General features: G+C 51.9%; 28 protein-coding genes and 1 tRNA gene. 10 read left to right on the top strand and 19 right to left on the bottom strand.

Annotated features, from left to right (window positions below; genetic code table 11):
• Positions 1-77 precede the first annotated feature (77 nt).
• Positions 78-512 carry a hypothetical protein gene (locus NP590_RS16440; RefSeq protein WP_256603719.1) on the top strand — a complete coding sequence of 145 codons (435 nt, stop codon included), beginning with the start codon at positions 78-80 and terminating at the stop codon, positions 510-512.
• 1 nt (position 513) lies between these two features.
• Here the strand turns inward: NP590_RS16440 and NP590_RS16435 are convergent, their stop codons facing one another.
• The 5 genes from NP590_RS16435 to NP590_RS16415 all read right to left on the bottom strand — a co-directional run bounded on the left by NP590_RS16435 (position 514) and on the right by NP590_RS16415 (position 5223).
• A complete protein-coding gene (locus NP590_RS16435; RefSeq protein ID WP_256603718.1) occupies positions 514-1176 on the bottom strand; it encodes a DUF2959 domain-containing protein in 663 nt (220 codons plus the stop codon).
• Positions 1160-1726, bottom strand: coding sequence for an amino acid kinase family protein (locus tag NP590_RS16430; protein ID WP_256603717.1), 567 nt, complete (start codon positions 1724-1726; stop codon positions 1160-1162). The genes NP590_RS16435 and NP590_RS16430 overlap by 17 nt, the downstream gene beginning before the upstream one ends.
• Positions 1723-3096, bottom strand: coding sequence for an aminodeoxychorismate synthase component I (gene pabB, locus NP590_RS16425; protein ID WP_256603716.1), 1374 nt, complete (start codon positions 3094-3096; stop codon positions 1723-1725). The genes NP590_RS16430 and pabB overlap by 4 nt, the downstream gene beginning before the upstream one ends.
• A 78-nt stretch (positions 3097-3174) precedes the next feature.
• Positions 3175-4221 (bottom strand): hydantoinase/oxoprolinase family protein, encoded by a 1047-nt coding sequence (locus NP590_RS16420; RefSeq protein ID WP_256603715.1) that lies wholly within the window; start codon positions 4219-4221, stop codon positions 3175-3177.
• Positions 4222-4230: 9 nt separating this feature from the next.
• Positions 4231-5223, bottom strand: coding sequence for an ATP-grasp domain-containing protein (locus NP590_RS16415; protein ID WP_256603714.1), 993 nt, complete (start codon positions 5221-5223; stop codon positions 4231-4233).
• A gap of 14 nt (positions 5224-5237) precedes the next feature.
• On the opposite strand from NP590_RS16415, the gene NP590_RS16410 reads away from it, so the two are divergent.
• Positions 5238-5915 (top strand): HisA/HisF-related TIM barrel protein, encoded by a 678-nt coding sequence (locus tag NP590_RS16410; RefSeq protein ID WP_256603713.1) that lies wholly within the window; start codon positions 5238-5240, stop codon positions 5913-5915.
• 54 nt (positions 5916-5969) lie between these two features.
• Here NP590_RS16410 and fae read toward each other — a convergent pair whose 3' ends face one another.
• From fae to NP590_RS16385, 5 genes are all read right to left on the bottom strand, one after another.
• Positions 5970-6488 (bottom strand): formaldehyde-activating enzyme, encoded by a 519-nt coding sequence (fae, locus tag NP590_RS16405; RefSeq protein WP_256603712.1) that lies wholly within the window; start codon positions 6486-6488, stop codon positions 5970-5972.
• A 94-nt stretch (positions 6489-6582) separates the two neighbouring features.
• Entirely contained in the window at positions 6583-7443 is an 861-nt protein-coding gene (locus NP590_RS16400; protein ID WP_256603711.1) for a triphosphoribosyl-dephospho-CoA synthase, read from the bottom strand.
• Positions 7440-8369: an ATP-grasp domain-containing protein gene (locus NP590_RS16395; protein ID WP_256603710.1), complete on the bottom strand. Its 930-nt coding sequence runs from the start codon at positions 8367-8369 to the stop codon at positions 7440-7442. Before NP590_RS16395 ends, NP590_RS16400 begins: the two co-directional genes overlap by 4 nt.
• Before the next feature lie 48 nt (positions 8370-8417).
• A complete protein-coding gene (gene mch / locus NP590_RS16390; RefSeq protein ID WP_256603709.1) occupies positions 8418-9401 on the bottom strand; it encodes a methenyltetrahydromethanopterin cyclohydrolase in 984 nt (327 codons plus the stop codon).
• Positions 9385-10497: an ATP-grasp domain-containing protein gene (locus tag NP590_RS16385; protein ID WP_256603708.1), complete on the bottom strand. Its 1113-nt coding sequence runs from the start codon at positions 10495-10497 to the stop codon at positions 9385-9387. Before NP590_RS16385 ends, mch begins: the two co-directional genes overlap by 17 nt.
• Positions 10498-10587: 90 nt before the next feature.
• Between NP590_RS16385 and NP590_RS16380 the strand changes: the two genes are divergently transcribed.
• Positions 10588-10677, top strand: a tRNA-Ser gene (locus NP590_RS16380).
• Positions 10678-10992: 315 nt separating this feature from the next.
• Here the strand turns inward: NP590_RS16380 and NP590_RS16375 are convergent.
• Positions 10993-11319: a hypothetical protein gene (locus tag NP590_RS16375; RefSeq protein WP_256603707.1), complete on the bottom strand. Its 327-nt coding sequence runs from the start codon at positions 11317-11319 to the stop codon at positions 10993-10995.
• A 345-nt stretch (positions 11320-11664) separates the two neighbouring features.
• Between NP590_RS16375 and NP590_RS16370 the strand changes: the two genes are divergently transcribed.
• From NP590_RS16370 to NP590_RS16360, 3 genes are read left to right on the top strand one after another with little or no spacing between them, the layout of a single operon-like run.
• A complete protein-coding gene (locus NP590_RS16370; RefSeq protein ID WP_256603706.1) occupies positions 11665-13158 on the top strand; it encodes a recombinase family protein in 1494 nt (497 codons plus the stop codon).
• A complete protein-coding gene (locus NP590_RS16365; RefSeq protein ID WP_256603705.1) occupies positions 13155-14057 on the top strand; it encodes a plasmid partitioning protein RepB C-terminal domain-containing protein in 903 nt (300 codons plus the stop codon). Before NP590_RS16370 ends, NP590_RS16365 begins: the two co-directional genes overlap by 4 nt.
• Positions 14054-14935 (top strand): plasmid partitioning protein RepB C-terminal domain-containing protein, encoded by an 882-nt coding sequence (locus NP590_RS16360; RefSeq protein WP_256603704.1) that lies wholly within the window; start codon positions 14054-14056, stop codon positions 14933-14935. Before NP590_RS16365 ends, NP590_RS16360 begins: the two co-directional genes overlap by 4 nt.
• Before the next feature lie 22 nt (positions 14936-14957).
• On the opposite strand, the gene NP590_RS16355 is transcribed toward NP590_RS16360, so the two are convergent.
• From NP590_RS16355 to NP590_RS16340, 4 genes are all read right to left on the bottom strand, one after another.
• A complete protein-coding gene (locus NP590_RS16355) occupies positions 14958-15221 on the bottom strand; it encodes a hypothetical protein (protein ID WP_256603703.1) in 264 nt (87 codons plus the stop codon).
• Positions 15222-15313: 92 nt separating this feature from the next.
• Positions 15314-16222, bottom strand: a complete 909-nt coding sequence (locus NP590_RS16350; protein WP_256603702.1) for a class I SAM-dependent DNA methyltransferase — start codon at positions 16220-16222, stop codon at positions 15314-15316.
• 88 nt (positions 16223-16310) lie between these two features.
• Positions 16311-16706 (bottom strand): type II toxin-antitoxin system VapC family toxin, encoded by a 396-nt coding sequence (locus tag NP590_RS16345; protein ID WP_256603701.1) that lies wholly within the window; start codon positions 16704-16706, stop codon positions 16311-16313.
• Positions 16703-16969, bottom strand: coding sequence for an AbrB/MazE/SpoVT family DNA-binding domain-containing protein (locus NP590_RS16340; protein ID WP_256603700.1), 267 nt, complete (start codon positions 16967-16969; stop codon positions 16703-16705). Before NP590_RS16340 ends, NP590_RS16345 begins: the two co-directional genes overlap by 4 nt.
• A gap of 174 nt (positions 16970-17143) precedes the next feature.
• Between NP590_RS16340 and NP590_RS16335 the strand changes: the two genes are divergently transcribed.
• Genes NP590_RS16335 through NP590_RS16325 form a run of 3 tightly spaced genes read left to right on the top strand, consistent with a single transcriptional unit; the run spans position 17144 to position 18692 of the window.
• A complete protein-coding gene (locus NP590_RS16335) occupies positions 17144-17908 on the top strand; it encodes a hypothetical protein (protein ID WP_256603699.1) in 765 nt (254 codons plus the stop codon).
• Positions 17909-17920: 12 nt separating this feature from the next.
• On the top strand, positions 17921-18424 hold the full coding sequence (locus tag NP590_RS16330; RefSeq protein ID WP_504222749.1) for a type II restriction enzyme NmeDI-related protein: 504 nt from the start codon (positions 17921-17923) through the stop codon (positions 18422-18424).
• Between the two features lie 58 nt (positions 18425-18482).
• A complete protein-coding gene (locus NP590_RS16325) occupies positions 18483-18692 on the top strand; it encodes a type II toxin-antitoxin system VapB family antitoxin (RefSeq protein ID WP_256603697.1) in 210 nt (69 codons plus the stop codon).
• A 42-nt stretch (positions 18693-18734) separates the two neighbouring features.
• On the opposite strand, the gene NP590_RS16320 is transcribed toward NP590_RS16325, so the two are convergent.
• Both NP590_RS16320 and NP590_RS16315 read right to left on the bottom strand, forming a co-directional pair.
• Positions 18735-19421: a hypothetical protein gene (locus NP590_RS16320; RefSeq protein ID WP_256603696.1), complete on the bottom strand. Its 687-nt coding sequence runs from the start codon at positions 19419-19421 to the stop codon at positions 18735-18737.
• Positions 19418-19954: a hypothetical protein gene (locus tag NP590_RS16315; protein ID WP_256603695.1), complete on the bottom strand. Its 537-nt coding sequence runs from the start codon at positions 19952-19954 to the stop codon at positions 19418-19420. The genes NP590_RS16320 and NP590_RS16315 overlap by 4 nt, the downstream gene beginning before the upstream one ends.
• Before the next feature lie 273 nt (positions 19955-20227).
• Here NP590_RS16315 and NP590_RS16310 point away from each other — a divergent pair, with 273 nt between their 5' ends.
• Complete coding sequence (locus NP590_RS16310; RefSeq protein WP_256603694.1) at positions 20228-20989, top strand: hypothetical protein; 762 nt, start codon at positions 20228-20230, stop codon at positions 20987-20989.
• A 47-nt stretch (positions 20990-21036) separates the two neighbouring features.
• Here NP590_RS16310 and NP590_RS16305 read toward each other — a convergent pair whose 3' ends face one another.
• Positions 21037-23973, bottom strand: a complete 2937-nt coding sequence (locus NP590_RS16305; RefSeq protein ID WP_256603693.1) for a UvrD-helicase domain-containing protein — start codon at positions 23971-23973, stop codon at positions 21037-21039.
• Positions 23974-24122: 149 nt separating this feature from the next.
• A partial coding sequence (locus NP590_RS16300) for a hypothetical protein (protein ID WP_256603692.1) occupies positions 24123-24304 on the bottom strand: 182 nt, incomplete at its 5' end.

Here is a 24304-nt window from a genome sequence, read left to right as displayed (position 1 = left end):
GTTTAATAACCCGGGCCCACGCATTATAAATATAAAATTCCGGGATTGTTTATTAAGGCCACAGGGGGGCTTTCATCATGAAAAAAGCGACAACCATTCTGGTTTTCTTGCTCTGCGCGTTTGCGGTAGCTTGCAATAAAAGCCATCAAATCAACGGCAGCAGCCTGAAGACCGTCAATCGGTCGATCAACGCCATCAAGGAAAAATTGCCGTTGGACCAACGCATCGAGTTTGAGGTGTCCTTCTGGACCCTGCGCGATGAAATCAGAAACAACAAGGATTTTCTGAATGAAATCGACGGCAAAACGCCCGAGCAACTGATCGCCAAGGGCAAGGAACTCTTTGAGAAGCGCAAGGCCAGCGGCAACAAGGAATATGCGCAATACAACAACTGGGATCAAATGATCACCCAATACACGCAAGAACGTATCGATCAGAACCGCAAGAAAACCCCGGATGCGCGCGATAAAACCAACCCGCACCGGGTCGATTACAAAATGCAGGCCATGTAACTCAACGCCGCAAAACCGGGGCCGGCAATTGTTTTTGTTCCACCAGAACGGACACGAACTGACTGGCCTCGGCGATGGTTTTTTCCATTACCTCTATCAATTTGGAAATATCCAGGCCCATCTCGATGAACTCGTGCCGCAGTGCCGCAATGGCGTGGGCATTCAGATTATGCTTTAAAAACAAGACCTGATCCTGAAACGCCGCCAACACCGGCTGCATGCGCGCTTCGGCCATTTGCAGGCTCTTGACCAGCCGGCCGTATTGTTGCCGCGATTTTTTCAACTGCTGCTGGCTGCGGGCCCGCAAAGCCCGATTGCTGTATAGCTCCAACTCGGCTTCCCATTCGGCGAATAGCGCCGCGCTGACTTCCTCTATGGCCTGAATCCGCTGCCCGACCTGATCGGCCTTGCCTCGGCAGATATCGTAGCGTTTTTTCAATTGTTGATAACGCAGTTCCAGTGGGCTGTCGTCATATCGGGCGATGGTTTTGAATTTTTCCAGCGCATCGACGAATTGATCCCGGCTATCCTTCAGACTTTCGCAGGCCTGATCGACCTGGGCCACCACGATGTCGCGCTTGTGGTGGCCCAGCAGGGACTCCCGGCTTTGGTAATACGCGTTACGTAGGGGTTTGTTCAAGAGTGCTTTAATGAATCTGATCATGCGAAGCCAGCAAATTGTCCTTATTGATGATGCGAATGTTAAATCCGGCATGCTCGGCAAAGTGGGCAAAACCGCTGTCGATAATGCCCTGTTGTTGCAGCCGCGCCAACGAATCGCCGGGCCGGATCGGACATGACTTCACCAGCAGCAATTCGTCGGCCCCTACCCTGCCGGCCAGCCAAGCCGACAGACTGTCCGAAGTGACATGCCAGCCGGCGGCCACCCCGGCTTGCTCCAATTCGCGCGGGCAAGGCGACCAAATCGCCGTTTTGCCGCTATTGCCGGCCGCTGCGACTGTTTCGAACACACCAAAGTCGGGGTGCAGGCCGTGAAACAACCAAGCCATTTGCCGCATGGCCAAAATGGCCATGCGGTGCGCGACGACGTCGTTAAATCCCCACTGTTTTTGCGCCGCCCTTACCTGATCGGCAAACACACCGCCGCCCGGCACGATCAACACCTTACCCGGATAAGCGGCCAATCCGGCCAGACAGTCGGGCAATACCTTCGCGGACAACAAACTGCCTCCCAGCTTGACCACCGTGATCATTGCTGAAATTGTTGCAGTAATTGCAGCAGGGCGGCGGCCTTGTCGAAACATTCTTGATACTCGGCGTCTTCCAGCGAATCGTTGACGATGCCGCCGCCCACCCAAAAACGCATGCTGTCCTGGTTATGCACCAATGTACGAATGGCGATATTGGTATCCATATTGCCGTCGAAACCGATATAACCGATTGCGCCGCAATAGACACCGCGCCGATGCGGCTCCAGTTCCTCGATGATTTCCATTGCGCGAATTTTCGGCGCGCCGGTAATCGAACCGCCGGGGAAGCAACTGCGCAGCAAATCCAAGGCGTGCTGATTTTCGGCCAGTTCGCCGGTGACGGTACTGACCAAATGGTGCACGGTGGCATAGCTCTCCACCGCGAACAACTCCGGTACCCGTACCGTTCCCTTCCGGCAAGTTTTGCCGAGGTCGTTCCTGAGCAGATCCACTATCATGACGTTTTCCGCCCTATCCTTGTCGCTGGCGGCCAGGGCGGCAATCTGTTTTTGGTCTTCGCACGCCAAGGCCTTGCGCGGCAAAGTGCCCTTGATCGGCTTGGTTTCTACCCGTCCATTGATGACTTGTAAAAACCTTTCCGGCGAAGAGCTCAGCACCCGGGCATCGGGCAGGTTCAAATAGGCGCTGAACGGCGCGGCGTTGATTCTGCGCAGCGTTTGATAGGCAAACCAGGGGTTGCCGCGACAGGGACTGACAAAGCGTTGGGTCAAATTGACCTGATAGCAGTCGCCTTCCTTCAGATAATGCTTGATCCTGGCAAAGGCCCGCCCGTAGTCGTGTCGACTCATGTTGGACCGGGGCGCCCGCAAAACCTTGAAGTCGTTCAACGGAAAATGTTCCGGCATCTTGCTGAATTGCGCCGACACCCGCTCTATCAGGTCTTCGGCCAGATCGTAACCGACCAGCCAACTTTGCCGTTTTTGGTGGTCCACCACTACCGCCCAGCGGTAAATGCCAATAGCCATATCCGGCAATTGTTCGGCGGCCTGGGCGGAAACCGGCAAATTTTCGATGCGCCGGGCCAAGTCATAGGCAAAATAGCCGATTGCGCCGCCGTTGAACGGCAAATCGTCCATGGCCGGCAACGCCGGGCCCAGACGGGTTTTCAGCAAGGCAAAGGGATCTTCCCGACTGACGGTTTGCGCGCCGCGCTGGTTAATACGGGTCGAGTCGCCGTAGGTTTGCAGGGTACAGACCGGATCGTAGGCCATGATATCGAAGCGGCCTTGCCTGCTGAGCGGGAAAGCGCTATCCAGATAAACCGCCCACGGCTGGTCGGCGCAGGCGGCAAATAACAAGGAGCTGTCCTCGACATACGGCAAGGCTAGTTTGGTAGCTTTAACTAAAGGCATTAAGTGATGTGGTGATGACGATCCGGCCAAGCCGAATGAATGCAAGGCAATGGACGGATTTTATACCAGCCGCCGACATTAACCAACCGCGCGGGCAAGATAAGCTACCGCAACCGCCGGAGCGCAATCGGCGGCATCCACCGATCCGTCAAGCGCGCCGGACTCCAGCAATTGGTTAAAATCCTTGAACGGCAGTTCAAGCTGGTCGGCGATTTCCCTGGCCAAAAACCGGCCGACACCGGCGCCGATCACCGTCAAGCGCCCGCCAGCCGCGCTTCTTTGCATCTGCCGCAGACAGGCCCGCCGAATATGATCTTTTTGCCGGTCTTTCAAGCCCCGGGCAAATGTCAACCACAGCGGCCAGTCGCTTTCGGCAAAGTCGTAACCGGTCATGCGCGACAAGCGGCGGGCGCTGGCCACGGGCGTCTTTTCGGCGCCGTCGGCGGTATCGCATTGATCGTGGGCTTCGTTCAAGTCGCCGGTCAGCCGATAGACGTCCGCCATGTTGGCAAAATATTCGCCCATCAAACCCATCGATTGGCCGTTAAATTCGGCCTGTTGGGTAACCGCCATTACCGCCGTGCGCACAATGCCGGTATACACCAACTCGCCCGTCACCAAGCGTTGATAATCGCTGTAACCCAGCGCCCGCAAGGCATGTTGCTCAAGCAGCAGAATATCGGTGGTGGTGCTGCCGATGTCCACCAGCAGGCCCCGCTCTATTCGTTGCGCCGCCAGCTCGGCGGTGGCTATCCAGTTGGCGGAGGCTATGCACGCGTAATGCCGTGTTTCCACCTTATCGGCTTCGACGAAGCCTTTGGAGCCGGCGTAAAGCAATAGCCGGTTGGCGGGCAGGCTGTCCTTCATGGTCTGGATAATAGACCGCACCCCATGTTCACGGTCGGAAAAACAATCCGCCAATTCGCCGGTCATGGTCACTGCATGGCTATCGCCATGCTCCGGCAACGCCGCTAAAATCGCCGCGACGGTCCGCCGCAGATAGGCCAAACCTTTCCAGAGCGGACAGGGTTGTTGAATTACCCTTATCACCTCGCCGCATTGATTAACCAGCGCCGCCTTGACGTGCGCGCCGCCTATGTCCCAGCCTATGATATTTTTTTGCATAATCGGATATTATTGAATATCAACCCGTACTTCCTGGTTGTTGGAAAAACATAAAAAGGGATCGCCATCCAGCAAGCGAAACACCTGTTCCACCACGTTGATGCCGATTGCCCGGCGGATGCCGACATAAGAAGTGGTCAAGCGCGGATTGATTTCCAGAATCAGCGGCCCTCGATCCGGCGTTTCGATGATATCGATACCGATATAGCCCCATAAGCCGGGCAAGGCCCTGGCGACTCGATCGACCAGGTCTTGATACTGGTCTAGGCCCGGATGATCGGCGTTGACCAGACAAGCCCGCAGATTGAAGCTTCGTTGCGTGACCGCGAGTTGCTGGCGATTGCGGCACAACAGCCAGCCCCTGCCCCGCTTGAACAAACAGGACAGACTTATGGCCTGCCCGGCTTGCATGGGTTGAATCAACAGTTTTTCCGGTGTAGGCAGGTTTTCGACGGCGGCCGAATATTCGGCGGGATTTTCCACGATCAGGCTGCCTTCACAACCAACCCCGTCAATCGGCTTGATCACGCAGACGGGATAAGGCGGCTCATTCAAGCCCGCCAAACCCAGCGTCTCGACTGCCGGGATACCATTAGCCGACAAACAGCGGTAGGTGGCTAGCTTGTCCGCGCAAATGGCCAGGGTGTCGGGCGGCGACAGCAATAAAATTTTTCGTTGTTGCACAACCATCCGCGCCAGCCCCGCCAACAGGCCACCGCTCTCGGGCGCAATCAACCAGACAAAGCCAGCCCGCTCTATCAAGTCGGACAGCCGTTGGCGGATATCATCCGAGCGCTTGATCGGAACGACCTGGGTATTGGCCGGCAAGGAAAAATCCGCACAGCGTTCATCCAACGGTAACAACAGATGTAAATTCGGCAAGGACTTCAGATCGTCCAGCAAAGCCTGTAACATCATGCGGCCTTCGGCCAGCAGGGAAGCGGGTAGATCCTGTCCCGCCAAACCACCGCCGCTGACGTACTCAAACACAAGAATTTTCAAAAATTTTCCACCTTATGCAAATTATCCCGGTAATCGATTTAAAAGACGGTTTGGTCGTACATGCCAAGCGCGGCGAAAGGGCTGGCTATCAGCCGATACATCAGAGTTCCATTTTAACGGCCAGCAGCGAATTCGATGCGGTGATGGCGGGATTTTTGACTTTATATCCGTTCAAAACGTTTTATATCGCCGACTTGAATGCCATCACCGGAACCGGCCACCATCGACCGTTAATCGATACGCTGTTTACCCGTTATCCCCGCATCGAATTCTGGATAGATAACGGCAGTCAATTATCTCAGATAAGAACGGACAGTCCGACTCTGAAATACGTCATAGGCACCGAATCGCAACTATCGCGTCCCCGGCGCGGCGATTTGCCGTTCGTGCTGTCATTGGATTATAAAAATCAGCAAGCGATCGGCCTGCCTGAGTGGTTCGAGCAAAGCCAGTTCTGGCCCGACCAAGTAATCGTGATGAGTTTGAGCCGCGTGGGCAGCGGCGAGGGGCCTGACTTGAAAAAACTGACCGAATTGCAGCGCCTGCATCCGTCCAAACATTTTATTGCCGCCGGCGGCATACGCGATATCGATGATCTGAAAGAACTGAAAGGACACGGCTTGTACGCCGCGCTGCTAGCCACGGCCCTGCACGCGGGCAGCATAAGCCGCGGGCAAATCGAAAACCTTTAGGCAAAAAAATACCCCGGCAAGCCGGGGTATTTCAACAGCCGGTACAGCTACAACTTATGCTTCGTTGTTAACCGCGAATGGGTGTTTAGCTTCTTTTTTGCCGGCAACAACTTCAGCAGCAGTTGGTGAACCCGCAACAGCGCGTTTCAGAGCTTCTTTGGTTGCAGCATAGTTGAAAGATTCGATTTTAGCGTCGTCTTCAGCCAACCAGTGGATGAAAACACCAACGGAAACGAACAAATCATCAGCTTCGTCAGCAGGGATGGTGCCGTCTTCAACGCAATCAGCAACAGCCATGGCAACGCCGCGTTGCGCTGGTCCAAACATTTGAACAGCTTGTTTTGAACCTTTGATGGTAACTTTGTTGAACAGAATGGTAGCTGGTTTAACCATCAGGTTAGGTGCTACTACAGCCAACAGAGTAGAGAAACCGTCTTTGTTGTTAGTCAAAGCGTTTGCAAACGCTGTTTCAGCAGCTGAACCACGTGGGCCGACGATCAAGTCGATGTGAGCAATTTCATTGCCTTCGCCAACCAAGGATTCGCCAACGCGCATGTTTGTAATTTTAGCCATTTTAAATTTATCCCCTAAAGATAAGATTGAACCAAGTAAAAGACACGTTTAGTCCGTTTTATAGACGCTTCTGGGCAATTCCCTTAAACACTTTTTAGACATCAGTTTGTCTAAAAAGCTGTTCCAGTAGCACCACCAGTACTGTTGCGACAGTGATGTCAGCGGTTGTACCCGGATTGATTTTATTAGCCTTGAAGGACTCGTCGATGCGATACAGCATCGGCAACACCTCGTCCGGCTTATTCGCGGTTTCCATGGCCTTGCATAACAAGGCCATCTCCGCCGCAATCCACTCTGAATACTGCTTTCCATACTTTCGCTCAATATGGCTATCCGGATAACGAGCTAGCATTTCGGCGAAAACCGTCAATGCAGCCCAGCCGCTATCGCCAGACAAAACGAAAGCACGATTATACGCTAAAACTGTAAAATCAAAAATATCTTTAAAGCAACTTGTATACTGCAGAGCAATTCTATCCCTATCCGCCGCCAACTCCATGGCCCGCGACAGCGTTACCGTGGCCCGCCCCCGCACGTCGTGCCGTTCGGATTCACCCAAACCGCCAGGCGACGCCAACGCAATGGCCCGAAATACCCAATCCGCATCCTGTTCGGTAGTGCTGTTTAAAACGGCAGCCAACGCTTGCCGTAAATCGGCCGGCCGCTTCGAGGATTGCGCAGCCTGCAGCAAGGGCGCGCACAGCAGGATAATGCCCAGATTGGTGTTGCAAGCGACCGCCTCTCGCGTGGATTGGACGGCGTAATAGATTTTTTCGCCCAGACTATAGGCCGGATCGGTAATCGGCACCGCGCTGACTTCGGCGCTGAGCCTGAAATCCGCCACCGTCATATCGTGGCCGTCGCTATACACACTGACATTACCGGGCTTGAAAGCCTGTAATTCCGTCTCGCAGGCCAGCAGGTAGGCCTCTGCCAATGCCTGGCGAGCTATCACGCTACGGCCTTTATGCTATACATATGCCGCTGCAGCAGATCGTCGACCAACAAGCCCGCAATATCGACGCCGCAAGCACCTTGCAAGCCCTTCCAGGCCGGCACGCTGTTGACTTCGATCACCGTCGGCCGGCCGTCCCGCTCCCGGATGATATCCACGCCGGCATAATCCATCCGCAACGCGGCGACCGCCCTCACCGCCAGCTCGGCAACTTCTTCAGTCAGCTCGATAGCCTCGCAGGAAGCCCCGCGGGCCACGTTGTTTAACCAGGAAGTGCCGCGCCGGCGCATGCCGGACACCGCCTTGCCGTTAATCACGAAAATGCGCTTATCCGAATAACCATCGCCGTCGCATTCGATAAAGCGCTGCAGGTAATAAATACCGTGACTACCGGTTAGCCAAAGCAGATCGGTGGATTTTTCCAGCCGCCGGATACCTTCGCCTTGCGAGCCGAACAAGGGTTTGCTGATGACGTAATGTCCCAGCGCCAATTCACGTTCAACCACGGCCAAGGCTTGTTCGCGCTCGCGCAGCACCCAGGTTTTGGGCGTGGATATGCCGGCCCGTTGCAACAAAAAACTGGTCATGGCTTTGTCGACGCTACGCTCGATGGCGCGACCATCGTTGTAAACCGGCACCCCCAACATTTTCAGGGCGTGCAGCACGTCCAGATAAAACACCACCTCTTCCAGCGAACCGCCCGGCACGCCGCGTACAAACACCGCATCGGGCAGTTCTTGTTCGAAACCGGGAATGACAACGGGCAATTCGTCGCCGACCTGCAGCCGGCAGGCAGTGAGGGAAACGTAGTCCGCGCGGCATGAGCGTGCCGCAAACGCGCGGCAAAGCTGTTTGCCGTGCCAGCCGGGATCATCGGTAAAGATGGCTATTCGAGGTAATGGATTGGTCACGATTTTCAGATGCACACAAAAAAGCCGGACTCAAAAAGCCCGGCTTGCAACACAAATTAAAGCTTAAAGACCGAAGGACTGATCCAGCAGCGCATTATCCAATTTGCCGGCCCGGAAGCTTTTGCCGGACTCTACCGCTGTCACAATTACCACGGCCGGGCTGAACAGCATGGCATCGACCTTAAAGAAGTCGTATTCATAGGCTTTAAAAATATCGGCAAACGGTTTGCCGTAATCCTTCGAGGTCGAGCTGGGCAATTCTTTGGCCAATTTTTCAGCCGCCTCGTCGCTGCCTTTGACAAACAAATGCACCTGGCCGGCAAACAGAATTGCATCGTTGGTGCGCCCCATGGCTTTGACGAAATTGGGATGAGGCGGGCAAACCGGCGCGGAACCCGTGCCGTCGATAATATTTTCCAACGGAAAATGCAAGGCATGCGCCTTGTGCATCGCCACTTCCAGTACCCGGCCCACCACCTGCACACCGCCGGCCAAACTGCTGGTCGGCGTAACGATAATGGTCAGATCGGCCGGCGACACACCACAGGCGGCGGCCACTTTTTCGACGATTTCAAGTGGCGGCACGGCGTCGTTCTCGATCACCAGCACGGTTTTGTCGCAACTGTCGCGGTACTCCAGCTCTTTATACAGCTCCTCGACCGGTTCGACCGCGCCGTCCTTGACCTTGGTGGCCATGGCGCGGGCCGGACCGGAACCCAGCGCATAATATTTGCCGTGCGACAGGCTCCAGCCGGCATATTGGCTGCCCAGGCAGGACAATACTGGATTAGTCGCATGCACGTTAATCGTCAACGGCCAGTGATTGGTGTAGCAACTTTGCGACAAGGTCGCCGTACCCATGCCGCCCATGCAGATTTCGGTAATGATGCGGCCGGCTTCCAGACCGCCGGGAACCTTGATGCCGGCATCGATAATCGTGCAACCGTTTTCCAGTTTCTCGACACACAGTCTCAGCTTGTCGGCGTTATCGAGCAGGTGAGCCACCAGGGGCTGGGTGAGTTTATTGACGCTAGCTTGGTATTGCATGAGTTAAGTGACCTGTATATAAAAAATTTTCGATGATAAGTTGCCGACGCCGAAGCCTATCCTCTACCTGTTGGGCATCGTTTCCGCCGGCAATGATACTGCATACGGGCCGCCCCTTGCCAACAAAAGCGCCATCCGCGGGCCTGTCCACCACCCATTCGGGCCAGCTGACTCCAGACGAAATTAACAAGTCATTTCGGGCAAATACGGTGTGAAATCCGGCCGGCTCCGACGAACCGATTTCAACGGTTCTCCCCAAACAGGCCAGACAATGCGCCGTAAAAACCGACTTGCCGTAAAGTTGGGCGCTGGCCGGAATGCGGGCGTTCAATTCCAGCATATAACACTGCCCGTCCTTGACAATAAAATCCAGGCTACCCAAGCCCCGCAGCGGATAAACCTTACCCAACCCGTCCAGCCATTCGACCAGTAGAGCGCGGTTTTGCGACGAAACATGAGCATGATTGGCGATCCCGGCAAAGGTAAACGGTTGTTCATGGCCTTCGGCGATCCATTGCCGATTGAAACCGAACAACTTGATTTTGCCGTGGTCCGCGACAAATAAAACTGACATCGCTTGACCATTCAGGTAGCGTTGCCAATAAAACCGACCCGCGTCAACCGTCTGCTCCAAACAATGGCGGCTTATGGCAAAACCGCCCTCGCCCCGCATCGGCTTGACTAACCAAGCCTGATCAGCGGCCGGCGGCGAAAAAACCGTGTCGGGATAGGGAATGGCTAACTGTTGCAGGTGGCGGAAAAATGCCGGCTTATCCTGAAAGCGCATGAACAGCGTGGGTGGGTTACCGAGCACGATCAAGCGGCTTTCCAAATACCGCAAGCTGTCGACATGAGCCTCAAAACCGCTGCCGTAGACCGCGTGCGTCAAGCCGTGCTTTTGCGTCAGAGCCTCTACAGCCTCGGCAATATCGGCCACGGCCAAGTCGGCAACCCTGACCGTTTCCGTCGCCAGCCGGCAGGTGTCCAGGTCGGCATAACAATCGATGGCAACCACCTGAAAACCGGCATCCACCGCCAGTTGCGCCAACATCCGCGCCGAACGGCCAATTACCAACAACCTCAGCGGGATACTCAAACCGTTCACTCAAGGCAAGCAATAAAATTTTATGGTAGCAAGAAAAAACGCTGGATTTAAAAAAATATTCTGGCATAATGCGCGGCTCTTGGAGAGCTGGCTGAGCGGTCGAAAGCGGCGGTCTTGAAAACCGTTGAAGGTTTATCCCTTCCTGGGGTTCGAATCCCTAGCTCTCCGCCATTATATACAGTTAAGGCCTTGATAAATAACAATTTATCAAGGCCTTAATTTTTTCTACCCTACTCCCTACCCTACTTTTGATTCTAATAACCATCACTGATTCCATTTCAGTGGGCGTTATTTGATACAGAACCATTATCAGCCATTTGTCGACTCCGCGCATGATCTGAGGCAAAGCTCGCAAAGTTATTAGCATCATGCCGTAACAAAATCACAGCTACGACATCAGCAAACCAGCCTTAGCCTTATTTCAGCCTTTTAACTCATTTGATTCGGCTCAATACGCATTTTTGTGTAGGGAGCCTTCAATGGCTATTAAACAATGCCTAGCTTGCGGCCAGTCTTTTCAACCACGTCCACAAGTTCCACTGCAAACCTATTGCTCGGCGCCTTCATGCCAACAGCATCGTAAACGACAATGGCACCGCAACAAACTGCAAACAGACCCTGATTATCAAGAGAACCAACAACGGGCTCAACAATCGTGGATAGAGCGCAATCCCGATTATTGGCGTCAATACCGTGAATCTCATCCAAAGTATGTTGATCGTAATCGAACTTTGCAACGGACACGCAACGCCAAATCCAAGAATAATCGAATTGCAAATATGGACGGGTCAACTCCAGAAAAACTGCTGCCATCAGGGATTTACAGACTAAGTTTGGTGACAGAAACCAATATTGCAAAGATGGACGTCTGGACCGTAGAAATCACGGTACATGCTTGCGAATGTCGGCCATAAGCCAGTGTTGCAAATAGATGACTTGATCGGCAAACCAATCTGATTCTTATACCGTATTGTCAGTTCGCTCTTGGTAAACCCTGGATTTGGCTGTCCCTGCTTAGAAGATAGCTCCTGTCCACAAGTGGCTTAGCGAGAGCCTAATTTTCATGCGATCGGGGATCATCAGGTTTGATAAATCAAATTGAATCCAACGAAGAACAGCCAGAAACGTTCGTCAAATTACGCGCAGGAATATGTGCGAATGTCGACAGAGCATCAGCAATATTCCACTGAAAACCAGTCTGACAAAATCCGCGAATACGCCGCTCGTCATGATATTGAGATCGTCCGAACCTACACCGATGCCGGTAAAAGTGGTTTGCGCATCGATGGCCGAGCTTCATTACAACAGCTGTTGAAAGATGTTGAAAGTGGCTCTGCCGACTTTTCAATGATTTTAGTTTATGACGTTAGCCGCTGGGGACGATTCCAGGATGCTGATGAGAGCGCTTACTATGAATATCGGTGCCGGAAAGCTGGTATTCAAGTTACTTACTGTGCCGAGCAGTTTGAAAACGACGGTTCTCCTGTTTCCACCATTGTCAAAGGTGTCAAACGGGCTATGGCGGGTGAATACAGCCGAGAATTGTCGGCTAAGGTTTTCGCCGGGCAGTCTCGACTAATTGAACTCGGTTTTCGTCAAGGTGGCCCTGCTGGATATGGCCTCCGCCGGGTATTACTCGATCAAAACGGTTCCATTAAAGCCGAACTGGCCAGAGGCGAACATAAAAGCCTGCAAACTGACCGTGTCATCCTCATGCCTGGTCCCGAGGCGGAAATCCGCACCGTCAATTTGATGTATCACTGGTTCATCGAGGATGGACTGGTCGAGTCCGAAATTGCCGAACGCTTGAACGGCATGGGATTACGTACCGATCTGGACCGGCAGTGGACCCGCGCAACGGCGCAAGAGATCCTGACCAATGAAAAATACATTGGTAACAATGTCTATAACCGCATTTCCTTCAAGCTCAAAAAGCTAAGAGTGGTTAATCCTTCTGATATGTGGATCAAAAAAGAAGGCGCATTCGAACCTATCGTACCGCCTGAACTGTTTTACACCGCGCAAGGAATCATTCGAGCCAGAGTTCACCGATATACCGACAAGGAATTAATCGAGCGTCTGCGAGCCCTTTACCAGCGCAGAGGCCTTCTGTCGGGATTGATCATCAACGAATCCGAAGGCATGCCATCCACGTCCGTTTACGCGCATCGTTTCGGTAGCCTAGTGCGAGCCTACCAAATGGTCGGTTTCACGCCCGATCGGGATTATCGATATCTGGAGATCAACCAATTCCTCCGTCGTTTTCACCCAGAAACCGTCAATGAAACCGAACGCCAGATCATGGCATTAGGCGGCACCGTCAAACGCGACGCTGGCACGGATCTGCTGCAAGTCAATAATGAATTCAGTGTTTCCATAGTATTGGCGCGCTGCCAGAGTACCGAGAGTGGTCGTCATCATTGGAAGGTCCGGTTTGATACCAGTTTGGCCCCAGACATCACCGTGGCGGTTCGCCTTGATGAGACAAATCACGCCGCGCTCGATTACTACCTATTACCGCGACTGGATTTCGACCAACCCCGCATCCGTCTCGCCGAACACAACCCAATCGAATTCGAAAGCTACCGTTTCGACAGTTTGGATTATCTGTACGGGATGGCGGAACACACACGTTTGAGGAGAGCAGCATGACCGAAACAATCAAGACTGGCCAAATGCAAATGATCCCAATTAACTTGATTGATGTCCTTAATCCAAGAGAAAGAAACAAGCGTGTTTTCGAAGAGATCGTCACCAATATCCAAACAATCGGGCTCAAGAAGCCAATCACAGTGACGCCGCGACCCGCAACAGACGGCACTGACCGCTATCTTTTGGTGTGCGGTGAAGGCCGAATGAAGGCATTTCATGCTTTGGGTGAAGCAACAATTCCTGCCCTGGTTATTGAAGTCAGCGACGAAAATGCATTCATCATGAGTTTGACCGAAAATATCGCTCGCCGCCATTATCGACCGTTAAAGTTATTGGCAGGTATTCAGCAGCTTCACGAACAGGGATACGACAAAAAAGTCATAGCCCAAAAAACCGGACTCTGCGTCGAGTATGTCCACGGCATACTCACCTTGCTGATGAAAGGCGAAGAACGTTTGTTGGTTGCCGTGGGAAAAGGCAAAATCCCATTGAATGCAGCCTTATCCATTGTCGGCGCGGGTGATGATGATCAAGCCATCCAGGCCGCCCTACAGGAAGCCTACGAGACTGGAAAGCTACGGGGAAAACAATTGATACAGGCGCGACGAGTTATCGAACGCCGACAAACGTTAGGACCATCGGTTGCCAAAGGTACACCCCGAAAAGCGCAAGATGTCACGACCGCAAGTCTGGTCAGAGTCTACCAAAAGGAAGTCGACCGCCAAAAACTGGTCGTTAAAAAGGCCCAGTTGACTCAACAACGCTTGTTGTTTGTCGTCAGTGCCCTCCGAGAATTATTTGCCGATGAGAATTTCTCGACTCTTCTGCGCGCAGAGGGCTTAGACTCTCTGCCGAAATATCTCGCTGAACGTGTCTTGTCGGGAGGCCGCACGATATGACCAATATACCTCTGGGATTCTGTCTCGAACCGATTTCAGTGCCCGTAGATAAGATCCTGCCCTCGCGGAGAACACCTACTGGCGTTACCACCTCGCGAAAATATTTGCAGATACGCACATCGATACAGGAAATTGGACTGATTGAGCCACTATCGGTCGGGCCTGCCGATGCTAAAACCGATCAGCTCATTTTACTGGATGGCCACATCCGACTGATCGCTTTGCAGGAATTGGGATATATCGAGGTTCCATGCCTGGTTGCTACTGATGACGAGAGTTACACGTATAACAGCCGCAATAATCGATTGTCGACTATACAGGAACATCACATGATTCGCCGCGCCATCGAACGCGGCGTCACCCCAGAACGGTTGGCCAAGGCGCTGAGCGTCGATCCCCGCACCATTGAACGCAAAGCGGCATTATTAGAAGGCATATGCCCCGAGGCAGCAGAACTGTTGAAAGATCACCAATTTCCAACGGATCTGTCACGAGTATTGCGAAAAATGAAACCAACCCGCCAACTCGAATGCGTCGAACTCATGATATCAGCCAATACCATCACCATAAATTATGCTGAAGCACTATTGGTCGCCACCCCTTCGTCGATGCTGGTCGAAGGCAAAAAGCCCAAAAAGCTGAGCGGTCTAACTGCGGAGCAAATAGCCAAAATGGAGCGAGAAATGAGCAATCTTCAAGAACGATACAAAATGGTTGAGCAGACATACGGACAAGATGTCCTCAATTTGGTACTGGCTAAGGGCTACTTAGCCAAATTACTTGAAAATCCAGCAATAAAACGGTTTCTGCAGCAAAGGCAGCCGGAATTCTTGGCGGAATTCGACGCCATTGTTCAAACAGTATCACTGGATCAATGACGAGCCTTATTTGTTATTGAACTTAACGTTGCTCAAAATTCCTACATCGCCGCCATTTATCCACCACAATACGCCAGCCAAATTCACTGCATCGTTGTTCTGACACTTGCAGGAATCGACAACTGGCACAGCGCACGAATCCTCGCGTATCGCCGTGGTGAATTCGCAGGGTATCTTCGGCCAGTTGCAAGGCGTAATGCAGGATGTCGGGGCTTACAGCGCATTCGCTGAGAAACTCGTCGATGACCGATGAATCGGTTTCACCAATGGCGTTCAGATAGGCCATAAGTCTGGCTTGGTCTTGGGCGTTGAGCTTGTTAACGTTGTTTTGTCGGTATTCGCTATTTTGAAGTGTTACCGGTATTACTGGTGTTACCGTCAATTCTGGCGCGGGTCGTTTTTGACCTTTTCGGCATCGACCTCGTCAACGTTGAACGGCGGATTGGCCATCACGAAATCGGCGCTACCGAACAGGCCATCGTGCTGATCGTTGTAATAGGTTATAGCCGGTTCGCCGCCGATGATATTGCCTTCCAAACCGTGCACCGCCAGATTCATCTTGGCCAAACGGGTGGTGACGCGGTTTTTCTCGTGGCCGTAAAAAGTCAGTTGGGTCGGGTCTTGTTGGTGCTGCTCCATGAAATGCGCGCTTTGCACAAACATGCCGCCGGAACCGCAGACCGGGTCGAAAATCTTGCCGTGATCGGGTTCGATGACGTTGACGATCAGTTGTACCAAGGACACCGGGGTAAAGAACTCGCCGCCGTCGTGCGCGCCTTGGTCGGCAAAGGCGGTTAAAAAGTACTCGTAGATGCGGCCAAAGATGTCGCCGGTGGCTTTTTTGAGTTCGTCCGGATTAAGTCCACGCAGCAGTTGACCCAACACCTCATTCGGAATGGTGCGGTATTCCTGCTTGGGCAATTGGTCGCGCAGGTTGCGGTAATCGGCTTCGATGGCCTCCATGGCCTGAATGATTTTTTCGGCACGGTCATCGGCATCGGTCAGCGCCACCAGGTAATCAAACTGCGCTTCCGGCTTGAGGAAAATCGCGCTTTTTTGCGAGAAATCTTCCTTGGTCAGTTCGCGGGTTTTACCGCCACGGCTGGGCAGCTTGGCGACAATATCATCTTTAATCGCCAAGTAACGGCTATAGGCATGACGCAGAAAAATCAGGCCCATCACGGGCAGGAAGTATTCGTTGCTGGCTAGTTCCGAGTTGCTGCGCAGTGTGTCTGCGGCTTTCCACAGGCGTTTTTCGATGGCTTCGATGTTTTCTAATTGGGCCATGTTGGTTTGGTGATGTCCTTATAGGGCTAACGAGTGGTGTTTAGCCGCTTGGTTGAAATGGGATTATCTTCGGGTGGTTTTGATCGTCTTAAACCGGTAAAACCCGTACTTCCGGCGTAGTACCGGCTTCGCGCGCGGATTTGCAAAAATCGCGGTCGAAGGTATGCATCACGGCTTTACCGCAAACTGCCAGATGCAAGGCATCAGCGAAATCGGCACCTTGGGCGTACCATTCCAAAGCATGGCTGACGGCATCGGCATCCTCTACCACGGTGTTGTCGACTTCCAATAACGCGGTAAAAAAAGCGCCGAGTTGGTCGCGGGATTTTTTATAGCGGGCGCGCAGAACCCATTCGGTTTCCAGCAGAACGGTGCGCGAGATAAAAATGCTGTCGCTGGCGATCAACTGCCGAACCACGGCCACCTGTTCGGGATGATCGTCCACCAGCACCCGCACCAGCAGATTAGTATCAAAAGCGATCATGACGAGGCCGAACTGTCTTCTTCGTTGAGATCTACCGGCTGACATAAGACTTCAGTGGAAAGCGCCGGCCCGTCGTGCTTTAGCATGCCGATCAAGTCTGCCAAATTACGGCCGGTTTTCTTGGGCACCGCTTTCAGCGTAACGCCGGACGCATTGGAAACCAGGGTTAGTTCCGTGCCGGCTTCCCAATGCAGTTCGTCGCGAATTTCCTTGGGGATGACAACCTGGCCCTTGCTGGATAGGGTAATCGTGGCGGTAGACACTGGCATACTCCTTTGAGTAAGTCGAAAAGTAAGCCTGATTATCCGCTGGGGATGGCTTGTTGACAAGTTTGGGTTGATGTCGTTACCTATTGATAGATTCTGCCGCTCCATGTTGTTTGATGGAAACGAATTTTTATATCGATCCTCCGAAAATTATCTAAGAAACACATCTCAATGAGTAATCAGCACAATTTTTCAGAACTGTACCAAGCCTTCCTGACCGAGTACGACACTCAGGCCATGGATAACACTTGGCTAGCCTTAAGCCAACAGTTCAAGCAATTCTGGAATGAGCGTATTTTGTCGGCTGACCCTGCGCCCATATCGGATTCTGACTGCGACGGCATTGTGCGTATCCTGGATCGGAACGGTAAAGGCAACACCAAGAACAGCGAAGCGGTGGCTAAGGCGATGGTGCCGCAAGGCGCTTGGCGGCGAATGTTTAACGAATTTCACGCCAATCAAAAACTCGGCGCACTGGTTTACCGAATACTCACCGAAGCGGAACGGGATCGCAAAGCGCAACTCATCGATGAGCTGTATACGATGAACGCCGGTCAGCGCAATAACCTGACCGGACCGAGCGGCAACACGGTGGGCGCATTTTTGGCAGCCTATGACCCGATCAACAACCTGTCGATGATTTCACTCAATGACCGCCGGGCCATCATCGAGTTTTTGAATCTGCCGGTGCCGTTTGATTGGGATACGGCGTCGATTGGTACACGGATTACCGCGACCAATGCCCTTATTCTCGAAGGTGTGAGAGCGCAAGGTCTGCAGGGCTCAGCTAGAACGCTAACCCGATTCTTCTATTCGCCAGCCATTCAGGCGCTTTGGAAAGGACAGCATACGGTCAAAAGAACGGATAAGAAAGTGAGCGTCACGGTACCCACTGTTCCCGACGACGAGACAGAAATCGTAGATGATGCGGGATAGGTACGGGAGTCCATGCAAATCCAAGGACTACTCGCCAAGATTGGCACATTAATGGGTTGTACCATTTGGCTGCCGAGAGCAGACCGTGGGCGGGTATTGAAAGTCTGGCATGCACAACAGGGCGAACTGTTAGACGAGCTACCGCTAGGCTATGACGCCACCACGATGAAAACCATCGAGCAAATCGATGTCATTTGGCTGCGCAACCGCTCCATTGTCCGGGCATTTGAAGTGGAACACACCACCTCGGTTTATTCCGGTCTTTTGCGAATGGCTGACTTGGTCGCCTTGCAGCCCAACATCAACATCAAATTGCATATCGTCGCGCCCGCCGAAAAACGCGAAAAAGTCCTGCAGGAAATTCAGCGCCCGGTCTTCTCGTTACTGGAAGGCCGCGCGCTGGCGGAAATGTGCACCTATCTGTCTTACGACAATGTCATTGAGATTGGTGAGTTGAAACATCTTGCGCATTTGTCGGATAAGGTGATTGAGGAATATGAGGAAAGTGCGGAGTGATCTCGTGAGCACATTTTTTGATTCAGTACATCATCAAAATTGATGCCGAGTAAACGTTATGCGAACCACTGTAACCATAGACGATGCGTTGTACGAAATAGCCCTGGAAATGGCCGATCCGGACATGGATAAAACCGAAATCTTCCGGGAAGCAATGAAAGCCTTCGTCCGGATTCAGGCCGCCAAACGCTGGGCCGCCTTGGGCGGAACCATGCCGGAGCTGGCCGATATTCCCCGAGAACGCGACCAAACCGAACCGTCTGCATGATATTGGTCGATACGTCGGTTTAGGTTTAGCGAGTTAGCTCCTCTATAGTCCTGCCATTAGGCGCATACGCTCAATCACTATCGATACCCTCGACTGATCAAATTCACTAGGGCCTAGATGCATTTGAATGCAATCAATGAAGTTTGTATCTGCTAATAAATCGTCAAATTCCTGCTCAACGAAGTCACGCAGATGTTTAGGCGACTCGCGTAGTTCATCAATTATTTCGGGACGACCATCTACGAGATTAACAATGTCTTCTATATCGTGATGAAGATAGTCACCCGCACCACGCCCATAGAAGGACTCAATTTTTGTTGCCATCAATAATGGGGCTGAGATGTGTTGGATAGTTATGCCACTTGGTAGCATAGTTTTTAAAGGCTTCTCTGCGGCCAGCCTGTACCATGAGTTAGTAAAACCGAGTACATTTTCGTCCGTAGGCATGACATCAATAATTAGCTCTCCTTTGGTCCAGCGACAAATGATGTCGCCTTTCTCTTCAAAACCTAACTTTCTAAGCTTTTCACCTAATTTGTAGTAATTTGAGAGTGGAGTAACCTCCGCCAGCAGATCAACATCTATCGTATATCTTACAGGTGGCCGCGCTCGGTCTGTAATTAGTATGCCTACGGCACATCCTCCGACAAGCACTAATTCGTCCAATAGCGGTTTTAAAGCGTGGGCTGCTAATTCCAGTGTGCCGAGATTTGGATCGTCATTGATCATCCTAGGCGACTCATTAGTTCTGATGTAGCAATTTCCCGGTCTCGAGCTGCTCCAGCTCTTAACGCGTCAACGATTACAAGAATTTCATAAAGGCGGGAATCAGCCCTTGCAGCCGCCGGTACAGATGGGTAAAGAGGCTGAATGCTAAGGCCTCGCTCCTCGCCTTGAGGATCAGGCCATACAGCCCCCAATATTTCATTCTGTGGAAAAAATTTGTTTAATGGAGGAGCCGCAATGCCTGTTAGCATTCCTCGTGTAACGGTACCCTGCACTCCGGGGAATACGTATTTCACTCCATGTAAAATAAATTCTTGCAGCGATAAGCGTATGGCCCGCAACTGACCAAATTCCCGAATTATTAGGTGGGACATTTCAGCCCTTCGAGTAGCCGCATGCACTTCTGATGTTGACATCGATAATTCATGACCTAGTTCCATAAAGGTCATCATCCTATCGCTATTTACTGCAATTTTTAAAGCCACAAGCAGATCCTGTGGCTTTAAAACCGGTTGCCTTTGCCGTATTGCAAGCATGCGTTTTCTCTATTCGCGAATCGTGGATAGCAATTCTATCATTACACGCCAGTTGGAGATCAACAAGAAATTTTGCTATTCGCGAATGACGAAAACCTAAGTTTAAACTACAATATCCGCCAACAAACTCGAAAAAAATATAAAAAAACTCCAATAAAAGAATAAAAAATACTTTAAAAAACAATGAATAGATGTAAACTTAAGTATGTAATTAGTTATGCGCAAAGAAATCTAAGCGCATAAACGTCTTCTTTTAACGTTTATGAGATAGCTATGACTGGCATACCACGAAAAAAAAGCCCGCGCGCCCCATCACTGCCATTGAATGAAGCTCTTGAGCGAGCGATAAAAATATATGATCGTGAAAGATTGCATCCTGCAACTACAGACATCATTGCTCAGCATTTAGGCTACAAAAGTGCCAACAATGGAAGCGCACTAAGTATTTTGGCTTCTCTTCGGTACTTTGGATTGCTAGATCGTCCAAAGGAAGGAATGCTCTCTGTAGCCAAAGAAGTGGAATCATACAAATTTGCACCAGATGCAAATCTAAGACGATCTTTACTATTAGGTTTTCTCGGCCGTCCCGCCCTTTACAGCGATTTGCTAGAGAAGTACGCCTCAGGGTTACCGTCAGATGCAAATCTAAAATACGAATTGATCCAGCGAGGCTTTGCACCACAAGCAGCAGAGTCTGCTTTAACTGTATTCAAGGGATCAGTTGGTTTTGCCAATTATTTCGGTAGCGAATCCGATAATGAATTTGAGGGAGATACCGGCGATGATTTTCAAGACCCTATTACAGAACCAGAAGAAGCTCAGCCCGTTGCTGAAAATGTAGTTCCTGCCATTTCATCATTACCTTTGCCCAACAAAATCAGTCAAGAGGATGCTGATTTAGACCGAATTCCAGTTCGTCTTCCAGGCGGGCGTCGAGCTTGGCTGCTTATTCCAACTCCTTTCTATAATGCCGACAAGGCGAGGCTCAAAGCTCAAATAGATTTGCTACTAACATTAGAAGACGAAGAGGGATAATAAATGCCTTTGGGCCAAGGTAGTCAGATTATTCTCAGTTGGCGCTATCAGGCGGCGTTGACCGGTGATTTAACCTTGGCGGCCTGCAAATCGATAAATTTCTCGGTATGAGAGCAGGAAAACGCTGCGTTTTTACGGTAATGCGAGCAGCCCCAGAATTGGCCATGCGGTCCTTTGCGCAATACCATGGCGCCCTGGCAACACGGGCAGATCGGTTCGACAAAGTCGCAACGGCGATTTTCACAAACGCGAAAGCGGCCTTGGATTTTCAAGCCTCCGCCGCACCATTGACAAGCCCGCTCGGTGTGATTGCACAGTGGGTATTGATTGCAGCCAAAGAAACTGCCGTACTGGCTATCTCTGGGTACCATCCAGCCGGTTTTGCAGGCGGGACAGGGGATGTCGGCTAGCCTCTCCTGAAAGCCGGGCCCGGTAAATTCGTCGATGGTGACGGCATAGTCACCGTCGACTAACTCTCTGATGAATGGCGACGGGTTCAGACCGTTGGTGACTAAATACACATGATGCCGCGCCCGTGTCAGTGCCACGTAGAACAGGCGGCGCTCTTCGGCATGCGCGAAGGCTTCGGCTTGAGGCAGCAATAATTCCAGTAAGGGATGAGTGGCTTTTTCCGACGGAAAGCCGTGTTCGCCCTTCTCCAAGCCAAACACGATCACGTAATCGGCTTCTTTGCCTTTGGAGGCATGCACCGTCATGAATTGCAGTGACAATTGCAGATAGCGGCGCTTCAAGGCGGCGACATCGGGCCGTTTGAAGTTAAAGCGCGCAAGCATCAATACACTGGCGGATGGCTTGGCCCTGCCGGCGATGACGTCGAGTGCCGCATGAATACCCACTAAATCCTGATCGGTTTTGATGAGGGATACGGCGGGACGGTCGACCAGCCGCAGGCTACGAATCTGTTTGTCGATCTGGCTGGGATTTTGGGTGACGAAACGTGACGCCACTTCACCGATTTTGTTATTGAAGCGAAAGGTTTGATCCAGCACGCTGGTCGCCGTATTGCCAAAGTGGGCTTGAAAATCTTTGGTCAATGCGACATCGCTGCCGGTAAAGCGGTAGATGGATTGCCAGTCGTCGCCAACGCCGAATAAGCTGGCTTCGGCTTGCTGCGCCATCAACGCTTTTAACAAGCGTGCCCGGCTGGCGGAAATATCCTGAAACTCGTCCACCAGTAAATATCGATATGGCGATGAAAAACGCCCGGATTCAACGTATTCAATGGCGCGGCCAATCATGTCGTCAAAATCGAGGGTGGCGTTGTCGCGGAGCCGTTGCTGGTAGGCTTGGTAGATCGGTTCGAATAAATGCGCCGCAGCACGCATGCGTTCCTGGTCTTCATGCTTCTCCGCCTTTTCCACCAGTTGTTTGATGCTGAGGTAAGCGGCTTTGAACAGGCTGAGGATTTGCGCCATCAGTTTGCTGAATTCCGATACCCGGCCTAACTCATTCAGTTGGGTCAGTAACTCGTTTTGCGGCAAGGCATTGAACTGAACGCCGGCCGCTTGTAACTTTTCGCTGAGTACCTCGGTCAGTCGCCCTTGTTGTTTCAGGTAGCTGTAGGTTTCGATCAGCGGGGTTTGATATTTTGCGTGTAGCGCCCGTTTCCATTCCATGCCGGCCAGGTAGCGTTCTTGATCGATAAACGGCGGCGTTTGGTTGTGTTCGTTTACAGCAAAGTGTTCGATATAGATGCCGTAAGTCGGCAGAAAGAAGTCCGGTTGGTAGACGCGGTAGTCCGGGCCGGAGGTGTTGACCTGATAATTGGCCTCGTATTGATAGGCTATGCCTTGTCGATACAAGAAATTGGCGATCTCGCATTCCTCGTAGCTTTTAACCAGCTCGCCTTGCAGCGTACGAATATCGTTTTCCAGGATGTACGCATTGTAAGCGCCTAAACTCTTGAAATTGAATTGGCTTTTATAGGGATGGGCAAAGCGTAGGAAATAGGTCAGCAAGCGCGAGCGATAGCGTTCATCTTCCAGCAGGCTTTGAATTTGGCTATCGACAAACGCAGCCCGCTGGGTTTCATCTTCCGCCATTTTGTCGATGGCCGGCCTGACACCCTCAACCTGGCTGATGATGTCTAAACCCAGGCTATGAAAGGTTTTCACGGTCAGATTTTGAATCCCTAATTTCGACCGGATGCGCTCGCCCATCTCTTCCGCCGCTTTGCGGGCATAGGCCAGCATCAGAATCTGTTCGGGGTTTGCCAGACCGGCTTTGATCAAATAACCGGCGCGGCCGATCATGGTACTGGTCTTACCGGTCCCCGCGCCGGCCAGCACTAGGTTGTGCTGCTCGTCGATGATGCAGGCCTTGCGTTGCGCTTCGGTCAGCGGATTGGTTTCGACCTGATCAAAAAAATCCCTGAACAGTTGGGCTTGTTGATCAATAAACGCTTGATTGAAACGGGTGATCTGCTCATCCGTGTTGTCTATTAGCGGACGGACATGTCGATAGTCTTGATGCAGCTCGCTCGGCAAATACTGTAAACAATCAGGACGCTTGAGGCCCGTCGCTAACGCAACATGGCGTTTAACCCAATGATTCGCCAGAGCACGGCGAATATAACGTTGGCCGGAAAATATCAATCTGGCTTCTTGAGCTGCTCCTATCAGGGCCGGAGAAAACTCTTGATAGAAACGTTGGATGCGTTGGTGGACGTGGCGCTTCATCGATACTTGTAACAATGCCGACTGCTTTTTCTCGACACCGCCAAAACGTAAGGTCTGGCCATCTATCTGAGAAATCAACAACGTGTCCCAAAACCAACCGGATTCGATGCCAATTGCTGGCTGAATACTCAGTACGTGATGTTTATGTTTCTTTTGAAATTTGTCCGTCAACACCAGCGTTTCTTGATCGAGAGCAAAGGCGTGAAAGCGGCGATCGTTGGCAAACCACTTGGCCCATTGACTCAGTTGGTAACGTGGTAAGTGATTAGGCGTTGGCGTCTGCATATATCCTTAATTTATTTAAATGAGCTTGCCGAGTCGGCACTACCAAGTAACGAGAGTGGCTAAAAAGACAAAATTAGCATTTTTAAGCCGGTGGAAGCAAAGTAAAAACCGACGCAAGCCGATTTCGTCTGACGTTGTCGATAGCCGTTTTAGTCATCTGTGGCATCTGCAATCGGCTTGGGCGGCTGACCCGGTTTATCGGTCCATTCCCAGATCACACACAACGCCAGCCAATAGGCATGGGCGGTTTTCGGCGCCAGGTCGCGGTGGGCTTTCCAGAAGGCAATGACATGACGTTTGCCGATTTCATGCAGGTTGTGCGGCCGTTCCG

Origin of the sequence: Methylomonas subterranea, assembly GCF_024505185.1 — a bacterium.
Lineage (GTDB): Bacteria > Pseudomonadota > Gammaproteobacteria > Methylococcales > Methylomonadaceae > Methylomonas > Methylomonas subterranea.
Note: the sequence above shows the minus strand (reverse complement) of the source record. Positions and strands in the feature narration are given on the sequence as shown.

Excerpts from the sequence above, each read along its gene's own strand:
- NP590_RS16440 (WP_256603719.1), top strand. The coding sequence starts at position 78 with ATGAAAAAAGCGACAACCATTCTGGTTTTCTTGCTCTGCGCGTTTGCG.
- NP590_RS16435 (WP_256603718.1), bottom strand. The coding sequence starts at position 1,176 with ATGATCAGATTCATTAAAGCACTCTTGAACAAACCCCTACGTAACGCG.
- NP590_RS16430 (WP_256603717.1), bottom strand. The coding sequence starts at position 1,726 with ATGATCACGGTGGTCAAGCTGGGAGGCAGTTTGTTGTCCGCGAAGGTA.
- pabB (WP_256603716.1), bottom strand. The coding sequence starts at position 3,096 with ATGCCTTTAGTTAAAGCTACCAAACTAGCCTTGCCGTATGTCGAGGAC.
- NP590_RS16420 (WP_256603715.1), bottom strand. The coding sequence starts at position 4,221 with ATGCAAAAAAATATCATAGGCTGGGACATAGGCGGCGCGCACGTCAAG.
- NP590_RS16410 (WP_256603713.1), top strand. The coding sequence starts at position 5,238 with ATGCAAATTATCCCGGTAATCGATTTAAAAGACGGTTTGGTCGTACAT.
- fae (WP_256603712.1), bottom strand. The coding sequence starts at position 6,488 with ATGGCTAAAATTACAAACATGCGCGTTGGCGAATCCTTGGTTGGCGAA.
- mch (WP_256603709.1), bottom strand. The coding sequence starts at position 9,401 with ATGCAATACCAAGCTAGCGTCAATAAACTCACCCAGCCCCTGGTGGCT.
- NP590_RS16375 (WP_256603707.1), bottom strand. The coding sequence starts at position 11,319 with ATGGCAGCAGTTTTTCTGGAGTTGACCCGTCCATATTTGCAATTCGAT.
- NP590_RS16370 (WP_256603706.1), top strand. The coding sequence starts at position 11,665 with ATGTCGACAGAGCATCAGCAATATTCCACTGAAAACCAGTCTGACAAA.
- NP590_RS16365 (WP_256603705.1), top strand. The coding sequence starts at position 13,155 with ATGACCGAAACAATCAAGACTGGCCAAATGCAAATGATCCCAATTAAC.
- NP590_RS16360 (WP_256603704.1), top strand. The coding sequence starts at position 14,054 with ATGACCAATATACCTCTGGGATTCTGTCTCGAACCGATTTCAGTGCCC.
- NP590_RS16355 (WP_256603703.1), bottom strand. The coding sequence starts at position 15,221 with ATGGCCTATCTGAACGCCATTGGTGAAACCGATTCATCGGTCATCGAC.
- NP590_RS16350 (WP_256603702.1), bottom strand. The coding sequence starts at position 16,222 with ATGGCCCAATTAGAAAACATCGAAGCCATCGAAAAACGCCTGTGGAAA.
- NP590_RS16345 (WP_256603701.1), bottom strand. The coding sequence starts at position 16,706 with ATGATCGCTTTTGATACTAATCTGCTGGTGCGGGTGCTGGTGGACGAT.
- NP590_RS16335 (WP_256603699.1), top strand. The coding sequence starts at position 17,144 with ATGAGTAATCAGCACAATTTTTCAGAACTGTACCAAGCCTTCCTGACC.
- NP590_RS16330 (WP_504222749.1), top strand. The coding sequence starts at position 17,921 with ATGCAAATCCAAGGACTACTCGCCAAGATTGGCACATTAATGGGTTGT.
- NP590_RS16325 (WP_256603697.1), top strand. The coding sequence starts at position 18,483 with ATGCGAACCACTGTAACCATAGACGATGCGTTGTACGAAATAGCCCTG.
- NP590_RS16320 (WP_256603696.1), bottom strand. The coding sequence starts at position 19,421 with ATGATCAATGACGATCCAAATCTCGGCACACTGGAATTAGCAGCCCAC.
- NP590_RS16315 (WP_256603695.1), bottom strand. The coding sequence starts at position 19,954 with ATGCTTGCAATACGGCAAAGGCAACCGGTTTTAAAGCCACAGGATCTG.
- NP590_RS16310 (WP_256603694.1), top strand. The coding sequence starts at position 20,228 with ATGACTGGCATACCACGAAAAAAAAGCCCGCGCGCCCCATCACTGCCA.
- NP590_RS16305 (WP_256603693.1), bottom strand. The coding sequence starts at position 23,973 with ATGCAGACGCCAACGCCTAATCACTTACCACGTTACCAACTGAGTCAA.